Here is a 3,698-nt window from a genome sequence, read left to right on the forward strand (position 1 = left end):
GGTCAAAGCCACTCCAGAACGCGCCGCATGCAGACCGACGCGTATTCGCATCCGATGCAATTCGCGGCGGTTATCCTAAAACGAGGAATTCGGCAGACAGCGCGATGCGTACATCCGTACGTTGGTCCGACCGTCAGTCGTGTTCAGATGTCTCGATGGTGGAGTGGTAGAGCTCTTCGAACTCCTGGACGGCGTGGCTGTCTGCGTAGGGACGGAGCTTTGCGCGCAGGGTCTGGACTCGTTCGGAGCTGCGGGTGGAGTTTGTCCGTGCGTCCAGGAGGAGAGCTTTGGTGGCCTTGGCGCAGGCCTGGTCAATGTCGCCTTTTTGGATGTGGACTTCGGCAAGCCATGTTTCGTACAGGGCGACCTCGCGGGCGTGGTCGTCGTTGTAGTGCTTCAGGGCGTTGGTGAGCAGTGGTTCGGCGCGGCGGGGTTTGGTCAACTCGACGTAGCAGCGGCCTTTCATGATGTTGATTTCGTCCTCGTTGAGCCAGTACACCCAGGTGGGGTCGTCGTCGGGCCGTCGCTGTTCGTAGAGGCGGTCGACCTCGGCAAGCGCTTTCTCGGTATTCTTGAGTTCGCCAACTTTGGCGTGTGCCCATGCCACTCGTTCTTTCAAGAGGGCGAGGGTGGTGGCGGTCGCGGTCCGGCGGGCGCCCTGGTAGGCGGTGTGTGAGAGCAGGACGGCGTCTGCCGGTTCACCCTGGTTGGCGACTTGATAACTCAGTGTGGAAATCAGGTTCGCGGCGACGGGTTGGTCATTTGCGGCGTGCGCGGCCTTAACTCCGCCTGTGAAGTACCGGGACGCGGGTATGGGTAGTCCGGCGTCCATCGCAACCCAGCCGGCGAGTTGACACAGTTCGGCGATAGCGGACAGGAGACGGCGTCCAAGCCGTTCGTCGTAGCTGGCTGTGCGCAGGAGGTCGATGGTGGCGGTGAGTTCGCGTTCGACCAGACTGTTGAGGTCTTTCCCGCCGATGAAGTCATCGAGCTTGCGTAGGTGAGCGACCCGGCCTTCGACCTTGTGCAGGAGGCCGGTACCGATACGCCGTCCGGCCCGTATTTCGATGATTTGTGGGGGTTCCGCGATCAACCATTCATGGGCAAGGCGGGCGGCGTTGGCTGCATGTACGGGAGGTCCGTCGTCCGTGCCGAGCAGGTCGGCGAGTTCCTCGGTGCTGTGCGGCGTCCACGTGTCGTCGTTGTTTAGCAGGGTGACCGAGTCCCGCTGGTCCACTTCGACGTTCTGGAGCTGGGCTGGTGCTGTTCGTGCGGGGGCTTGTGACGGCGTTGGTCTTGACCGGGCGTCGGTGACGATCACTTCCCAGGGCCGGGGGGCAAGGCCCAGCAAGGCGCCTGGTATCCGGAGTGCGTCGGTGATGCGTTCGATCAGGTCGAGGGTGGCGATCCGATCCTCACCACGCATGATCTTGCTGACGCGGCTCTGGCTCAGTCCTTCGACTCCGGAGGCGATGCGGTCCTGACTGGCGCCGTCGTACTTGCGCATGAGTCGGAAGGCGGCGCCGAAGTCACGGGCGGCGAGTGCGGCGCGCATGTCATCCCGTGACAGGAGTCGTTCGGAGACGGTGTATGGGCCGAGTGTGAACGGTGGCATGCCGGGCAGTTGCCTTCCAGCCGGGAGCGAGGGTCACGTCTCGTGGCAGGACTGGCCCTGACGGTACATCCGTCGGGGCATCTTCGTATATCAACCTCGCCTACCGTGCCAGGCGTTCCGCTTATCCGCGAGTCGCTTGCCTACCGCATGATCAGATGATTCTCAGATGGTGAATCTTGTCTTTCGGTGCGATGGGGTGCAACGCGAGTCTGTGCCGCAACCGGTCCGGTTCCGTGTCGAGCGCGTCGTCTCCGCGGGGCCGGGCCGGCATCCGAGCCGATGACAGGATGGGATGGTGGTGGCTGGTGACCGGGGCAGACACGGTGGATGACGGTGGGGATGGGCGGTTGTCCATGCTCTACGGGGTGGTGCGCTTCGAAGCGGGGGAGGAACGGCGGGTCCGCGACACGACGATCACGTTTGATTCGTCGGCGTCGGCGGAATTGTTCGCGGTGGAGAGCGGCTGGGACGCCTATCAGGTGTGTCCGCTGTTCTTCTTCGTGGACACCGCGACGGCTCCTGCGGCTGGGCGGATGCTCCTGGGGGCGGCGTTAGCTCGGTCCGTGCGGCGGGCTGGCGGCCGATGATCAGCGAGGGGCAGTCCGGCGCCATGGCAGACGGGAGCATGTGCACGATCACGATTCATCCGGCGGACCGACCGGTGGACGTGATGCGGGCCTGGGCCGCGCTGCCGGACGGGGTCGGGTTCGCGGAAGCGTTCGGCGATGTCGAGGTGACGCTTGTGTTCCGGCCGGTGGGTGAGCTGATGCCGGTGCGGGAGTCGGCGGGGCGGTCACCCGTGCTGGGCTGAGTGGTCGGGCGGCTGATGCCGCAGCGAGACGCAGGGGTCAGAATCCTGGCGGGCAACTATGTCCGATGTCGGGGTTCTGGCCCCTTATCTGTTGGTCGTGCCCGCGGTGACGCGTTTCTCGACGGCGGCGAGACGATGGTTGATGTCGTCCAGGCGCTGTTCGATGCGGCCGATACCGGCGAGGATCTCCTGGTCGATCGTGTCGGCGGACGCGGCTGATGTGTGGTTGCTGACTAAGATCTGAATCAAGTGATCGTCAGGCCAGCCGAGGGCGTGGGCGATCGCGGACAGGGTGGCGTTCTGTACCCGGCGGCCGTGTGCGCCGTGTTGAACCTGCCGCACGGTGGAGACGGATACGCCGGAGGTGTCGGCGAGTTTCTGCTGTCCGATGCGGCGGGCAGCCATCCGCTGATTGACAGCGTCGGCGACCGCCTGCCAGTCCTCACCCGCGATCGCGCCACGGGCCGTGTAGACGGGTGATCTTCGGTTCTCGTCGTTCATGTCATCAATCTTAGCTGTGAAGCAAACATGCGCGTCATGCTGAAGTTGCCTATTCGTCGGCCGGAATCGGGTCGTGTGCGCATACCGTTTGCTTCGCGCTTATATCAAGTTGGCATGTGACTTTTGCCTAAAGGTTGATGCGCGGTTAGTGAGCGGTGCACTGTGGGAGCTGTCCGGAACACGGCGAGATGCCGGCGACATCCGGACCTGATTTCTACGGAGGTGGGCGGCGATGGCGATACCGCGGTGGATTCCGGTGGCGTTCGGGGATGTGTTTCCCCACGGGGCGTTCGTGCTCGGCGTGGAGGCGGCGAACGACTTCGAGAAGAGCAAGGCCGGCGTGGCGGATGCGCAGGAGCGGGACAAGGAAACCGGTGAGCTGCTGTGGGCGGTGCGGGTGATGGACGCCGACCCGAACGCGCGGGCGGGGTCGGCGGAAGTGAAGGTGAAGATTCCCGCGCCGGTCCAGCCGGTACCCCCGGAGCCAGTGGTGGGCACGGCGTTGCGGCCGGTGGAGTTCGAGGGGTTGACGGTCATGCCGTGGGTGAACAGGTTCGGTCCGACCCCGAAACTGGGCCTGGCGCTGCGCGCCAAGGGCATGCGGCCGGTCGGTGCCGCGGGCCGGCGGGTCGCCGATGGACGGGCGGCGGCATGACCGCGCCGACATCCACCACGGGCGCGGAGGGTGAGCCTGCGCCGGTCCGGTCGTCCTGGCATGTGGGCGTGCACGTCGGCTCGGACTGGTCAGCCCGCTGCTACACCTACCCGGAT

General features: G+C 65.0%; 5 protein-coding genes. 3 read left to right on the plus strand and 2 right to left on the minus strand.

Annotation, left to right across the window (positions count from 1 at the left end):
• Positions 1-133: 133 nt before the first annotated feature.
• Entirely contained in the window at positions 134-1,615 is a 1,482-nt protein-coding gene (locus tag MJ785_RS20925) for a helix-turn-helix domain-containing protein (RefSeq protein ID WP_239382508.1), read from the minus strand.
• Positions 1,616-1,920: 305 nt separating this feature from the next.
• Between MJ785_RS20925 and MJ785_RS20930 the strand changes: the two genes are divergently transcribed.
• Together MJ785_RS20930 and MJ785_RS20935 are read left to right on the plus strand one after the other, a co-directional pair.
• Positions 1,921-2,202 carry a hypothetical protein gene (locus MJ785_RS20930; protein WP_239313336.1) on the plus strand — a complete coding sequence of 94 codons (282 nt, stop codon included), beginning with the start codon at positions 1,921-1,923 and terminating at the stop codon, positions 2,200-2,202.
• Positions 2,199-2,426: a hypothetical protein gene (locus MJ785_RS20935; protein WP_239313338.1), complete on the plus strand. Its 228-nt coding sequence runs from the start codon at positions 2,199-2,201 to the stop codon at positions 2,424-2,426. The genes MJ785_RS20930 and MJ785_RS20935 overlap by 4 nt, the downstream gene beginning before the upstream one ends.
• An 84-nt stretch (positions 2,427-2,510) precedes the next feature.
• Here the strand turns inward: MJ785_RS20935 and MJ785_RS20940 are convergent, their stop codons facing one another.
• Positions 2,511-2,927, minus strand: coding sequence for a helix-turn-helix domain-containing protein (locus tag MJ785_RS20940; protein ID WP_239313340.1), 417 nt, complete (start codon positions 2,925-2,927; stop codon positions 2,511-2,513).
• Between the two features lie 232 nt (positions 2,928-3,159).
• On the opposite strand from MJ785_RS20940, the gene MJ785_RS20945 reads away from it, so the two are divergent.
• The gene (locus MJ785_RS20945) at positions 3,160-3,582 is read left to right on the plus strand and encodes a plasmid replication, integration and excision activator (protein WP_239313342.1); all 423 of its coding nucleotides are present in this window, start codon (positions 3,160-3,162) and stop codon (positions 3,580-3,582) included.
• Positions 3,583-3,698: the final 116 nt, after the last annotated feature.

The organism is Protofrankia sp. CiT1 (assembly GCF_917627335.1).
Taxonomy (GTDB): Bacteria; Actinomycetota; Actinomycetes; order Frankiales; family Frankiaceae; genus Protofrankia.